This window comes from Mesorhizobium sp. M7A.F.Ca.ET.027.03.2.1 (genome assembly GCF_003999175.1).
In the GTDB taxonomy this organism is placed as follows: Bacteria; Pseudomonadota; Alphaproteobacteria; order Rhizobiales; family Rhizobiaceae; genus Mesorhizobium.
Window position 1 is genome coordinate 1 of record NZ_RZOM01000478.1, and the last position, 4,510, is coordinate 4,510.

Consider the following 4,510-nt stretch of genomic DNA (forward strand, 5'->3'; position numbering starts at 1 on the left):
AGCCGGACCTGTTCGTCGACGGTGATGCGGATCTTGGCCGTCTGGTACGACTGGCGCCACAGCGCCACCTCGTTGATCGCCAGTGCTGAAATCGTTTCGCCTTCCGAGGTCACGGCCAGCATCTCCAGCGGGCGGATCGTTTCGGCGACGGCGGCCTCGAGACGCTCGGTGAGGCCACCGGACCGGTATTCGTTCATCAGGAAACCGATGGTGCCACGGTTCATGCCGTAAACCTTCTTGCCGGTCCCCATCGTGTCGCGCAGGGTCTGCAGCAGGAAACCGTCACCCCCAAGCGCAACGACGATCCCGGCCTCCTCGACGGAAGACTGGCCATAGCGCGCCGACAGGCTTTCCAGCGCCGTCTTGGCGTCAGCGGTGTCGGACGAGACGAAGGCGATGCGGCTGGCGGCTTTGCTCATGGCTCCCCGATGACGACCGATTGGCAGCGGCCGGTTGCTGGGCCGCGCCAGCGCCGGGGTAGCATGGGCGGGGTACGTCTGCAAAGGGAGGTGCCATCCCGGATGGCAACGCCATCCCGGATGGTACGGCCATGCCGGTCGGCGGATGCGGGCATGCCGTTCGCGTATCATGTCAAAGGCTACGCGAATGTGATGGTTAAGACGGGCCTTAAAGTCTCGTAAAGCCGGATCGGTCATGTTAGCCGGCAGTGGATGGGTGGCGTGGGGGCTAGCCAGTCGAGGCCGACATATTGCCGGTAACACGCCTGATCATCGTCTTCCTGATGCTGGGAAGCTTCGCGCTGCTCTTTGCCGAACTGGTGCGCCAGTCCGAAGAGACGAGCTTCCGGCCGCAGCCCACGGCGTCGCGCTGTGGTGATGCAGCCGGGGCGCCATGCCCGCAAAGGGCGCTGTAGCCCTGAAATGTCCTGATCATCCTCGCGATGACGGGCAGCATCGGCGGTCGCTTCGATGCGCGACATCGCGCGGCAGTTTCTCTGCTTAAAAGCAGAGGCCGGTCGGCCGCCGCACGTTCCACTCGTGAAGGCTTGCTGTTTGCACTCGCGGCGCTTGGCGGTGTAGATGGGTGCATCGATTGGCGGAAAGGCTTTTGGGTAGCTCGCATCCGCTGTTGTTGGGAAACAAGCCCTGGGCTCGTTGACTGGCCGGTGTCTGGAGCGGGGGTTTTCCATGTCACGCAGCGTGTTGATCTCTGGTGGCTGCGGTTTCCTGGGCTCGCATCTGGTCGACCGTCTGTTGCGGCGAAGCGATCTGGAAAAGCTGGTCGTCGTCGACAATCTTTGGACCGGGACGCGAGACAACATCGCGCATGTCGCCGATCCGCGTTTCGATCTGCAGATTGCCGACGCCGAAAGCTTTTCATCCCTTCAGCGCTTCGATGAGATCATCCATCTCGCGTCGCCGGCGTCGCCGCTTTGGTACATGCGCGAGCCGGTACGCACGATCAAGGCTAACATCGGCGGCGCGCTCAATCTCCTGACGCTGCTCAAGCCCGGCGGTCGCTTCTGCTTCGCCTCGACCTCGGAAGTCTACGGCGACCCTCTGGTTTCACCGCAACCCGAGAGTTACAGGGGATCGGTGGACTGCACCGGTCCCAGGGCTTCCTATGATGAAAGCAAGCGCTGCACAGAGGCATTGCTGTTCGAGCAGCAGCGGGTCGGCGGGCTCGACATTCGCGTCGTCAGGATCTTCAACACATATGGGCCACGAACCCGCATCGACGATGGACGCGCCATCTCGAATTTTGCCATCCAGGCACTGACAACCGGGGTTCTGACGGTTTATGGCGACGGCTCCCAATCGCGCAGTTGGGGTTATGTCGACGATATCGTCGAGGGGCTGGAACGTTACTTCTGGCGCGACGGCGTCTCGCATCGCGGTCCTCTGAACATTGGCAACGACCACGAGGTTTCGGTCCTGCGCATCGCGGAATTCGTAAGGTCGCTTGTCCCCGGCAGCCGCATCGAGCACCACCCTCCGGCTCCCCAGGATCCGACAAATCGGTGTCCGGACCTGACTTTGGCGAGGCATGTCCTTCCTGGCTGGGAAGCCAGGACGAGCTATCAGGAAGGCATCGGACGCACCTTCGATTGGTTCCGCCAGCGAATTGCGGCCGCGAGCATTTCGGCCTCAACGGCCTGACGCGTCCGGTATCGCGGCTAAACGTCTTTCTGCCTGCTCACTCAGTCACCATCTCATCGGGCGCATCGTCAATCGCCGAGCAATGGCAGTACCCGCGGAAAAATATTGACTGTATGTTTAGTCATAGTTACCCCTGAGGTCGCGAATTGAGTTGGACAGCCGGCGCCAGCCGGTGAATGGCCACAATGAAGAGGGGACTATCTCGACTGCGATGCGGCTTGCCGTTGCCGGCGCGCCGCATGCCGCGAGTGCGATGTCGACGGCCGCTCTCGTGCCGTCGATCGGCATTGTCGCGGTCATCTTTTCGTCAGCAGGAAACGGACCTGAGGCCGTAACGCCGCCGGTCCCAACAATGGGAGCATGCAGCATGAACTGGAAACTGACCGCGACGGCCATCGGCCTGTCGCTGCTGACTGTCACGGGCGTGGCCCGTGCCGACGGCGAGCTCAACATCTACAATTGGGGCAACTACACCAGCCCCGACCTGATCAAGAAGTTCGAGGAGACCTACAAGGTCAAGGTCACCGTCACCGACTATGACTCCAACGATACCGCCTTGGCCAAGGTCCGGCAGGGCGCCTCCGGCTATGACATCGTCGTGCCTTCGGCAAGCGTCGTGCCGGTCTGGATCAGCGAAGGTCTGCTCTTGGAGACCGATCCCAACAAGATGGAAAACTTCAAGAACGTCGATCCCAGGTGGGTCGATGTTCCATTCGATCCAGGCCGTAAATACACCGTTCCATGGCAGTGGGGCACGACCGGCATTTCGGTGAACAAGTCGGTCTATGCCCGCGATCCGAACACATCGGCGATCTTCCTCGACCCACCTCCCGAACTCGTCGGCAAGATCAATGTCGTACCCGAAATGGGTGACATCATGTTCCTCGCCATCGCTTACGAGGGTGGCAAATATTGCAGCAGCGACATGCAGATGCTGAAGAAGGTGCATGACAAGCTGGTGGAGGCGAAGGCGAAATGGCTTTCGCTCGACTATGCGGCCGTCGATGGCCTGGGCAGGGGCGACATCGCCGCGGGCGTCAACTGGAACGGCATATCGCTACGCGAGCGGCTTGAGAACGACAAGATCGTCTATGGCTATCCCAAGGAAGGCTATCCGATCTGGATGGACAATGTCGCTGTCCTCAAGGACGCCAAGAATGTCGACAACGCCAAGCTGTTCCAGAACTTTATGATGGATCCGCAGAATGCGGCGCTGATCTCAGCCTTTGCGCGTTATTCGAACGGCATCAAGGGCTCGGAAGCCTTCATGCCCGACGACATGAAGACCGCACCGGAAGTCAACATTCCCGCCGAGTTCGCCGCCAAGGGCCAGTTCATGCTGGCCTGCCCGCCCGACGTGCAGGCGCTCTATACGAAGATCTGGACCGACCTGCAGAAATGACCTGACCAGGCTTTCCCGCGCCGCCGCACGCGGCGCGGTCATCTCCCGTCCATGCCAAACGCGATGCGCAGATCGCAGGAGACTTCCCATGACCGATCTCGACCTTTGCTACATGCCGGCCAGCGAGGCGCTGCGGCTGTTCAAGGCGAAGAAGCTTTCGCCCGTCGAACTGATGCAGGCCACCATCCGCCGCGCCGAGGCAACCAAGGCGACGATCAACTGCCTCACCTTCACGCATTTCGACGAGGCGATGGACCTGGCCAGGAAAGCCGAGGCGAAATACGCCAGCGGTGCCAAGACCGGGGCGCTCGAGGGCCTGCCGATCGGCATCAAGGACGAGAGCTACATCAAGGGCAAGCCGACCTCGCACGGCTCGCTGCTGTCCGGGGATGCTATCGGTGGCCATACCTCGACGATGAACGAGCGCATCATCAAGGCCGGCGGCATTGTCCATGCCCGCACGGCGACGCCTGAATTCAGCTGCGCCGGCTACACCTGGTCGAAACGCTGGGGCGTGACGCGCAATCCGTGGAACCCGGATTTCACGCCCGGCGGTTCGTCGGGAGGCTCCGCGGCGACGCTGGCATCCGGCACGTCGTCGATCGCCACCGGTTCGGACATTGCCGGATCGATCCGGATTCCCGCGTCGGCCTGCGGTCTTGTCGGCTTCAAGCCGCCTTACGGGCGCAATCCGGACGAGCCGCCATTCAACCTCGACTTCTACTGCCACACCGGACCGCTGGCGCGAAATGTCGGGGATGCGATCCTGCTGCAGAATGTGATGGCCGGACCAAGCCCGCTCGACATCGCCACGCTGCGCCCGAAACTGCGGCTGCCGCTCGACTACAAGCCGATCAAGGGCTGGAAGATTGCTTTCTCGATGGAACTTGGTTCTTTCGAAGTCGACCCGGACGTGCGCAAGAACACGCTTGCCGCCTGCGATGTGTTCCGCTCGCTCGGCGCCACGGTCGAGGAAGTCGATCTGGGC

The 4,510-nt window shown here is 61.8% G+C and carries 5 protein-coding genes and 1 pseudogene; 4 read left to right on the forward strand and 2 right to left on the reverse strand.

Annotation, left to right across the window (positions count from 1 at the left end):
• Positions 1 to 419 (reverse strand): annotated as a pseudogene (locus EN750_RS20130) (NAD kinase); the annotation flags it as partial.
• A 290-nt stretch (positions 420 to 709) separates the two neighbouring features.
• Between EN750_RS20130 and EN750_RS39535 the strand changes: the two are divergent.
• Both EN750_RS39535 and EN750_RS20135 read left to right on the forward strand, forming a co-directional pair.
• The gene (locus tag EN750_RS39535) at positions 710 to 874 is read left to right on the forward strand and encodes a hypothetical protein (protein WP_164748845.1); all 165 of its coding nucleotides are present in this window, start codon (positions 710 to 712) and stop codon (positions 872 to 874) included.
• Positions 875 to 1,148: 274 nt separating this feature from the next.
• A complete protein-coding gene (locus tag EN750_RS20135) occupies positions 1,149 to 2,120 on the forward strand; it encodes an NAD-dependent epimerase/dehydratase family protein (RefSeq protein ID WP_127397445.1) in 972 nt (323 codons plus the stop codon).
• A 117-nt stretch (positions 2,121 to 2,237) separates the two neighbouring features.
• Here EN750_RS20135 and EN750_RS20140 read toward each other — a convergent pair whose 3' ends face one another.
• Positions 2,238 to 2,420 (reverse strand): hypothetical protein, encoded by a 183-nt coding sequence (locus EN750_RS20140; RefSeq protein ID WP_127397446.1) that lies wholly within the window; start codon positions 2,418 to 2,420, stop codon positions 2,238 to 2,240.
• Positions 2,421 to 2,487: 67 nt separating this feature from the next.
• Here EN750_RS20140 and EN750_RS20145 point away from each other — a divergent pair, with 67 nt between their 5' ends.
• Both EN750_RS20145 and EN750_RS20150 read left to right on the forward strand, forming a co-directional pair.
• Entirely contained in the window at positions 2,488 to 3,522 is a 1,035-nt protein-coding gene (locus tag EN750_RS20145) for an extracellular solute-binding protein (RefSeq protein ID WP_127397447.1), read from the forward strand.
• 88 nt (positions 3,523 to 3,610) lie between these two features.
• A partial coding sequence (locus EN750_RS20150) for an amidase (protein ID WP_145967791.1) occupies positions 3,611 to 4,510 on the forward strand: 900 nt, incomplete at its 3' end.

What these genes read in the sequence shown, in the direction of transcription:
- EN750_RS20140 (WP_127397446.1), bottom strand. Translation starts at nt 2,420, where the DNA reads ATGACCGCGACAATGCCGATCGACGGCACGAGAGCGGCCGTCGACATC.
- EN750_RS20135 (WP_127397445.1), top strand. Translation starts at nt 1,149, where the DNA reads ATGTCACGCAGCGTGTTGATCTCTGGTGGCTGCGGTTTCCTGGGCTCG.
- EN750_RS20145 (WP_127397447.1), top strand. Translation starts at nt 2,488, where the DNA reads ATGAACTGGAAACTGACCGCGACGGCCATCGGCCTGTCGCTGCTGACT.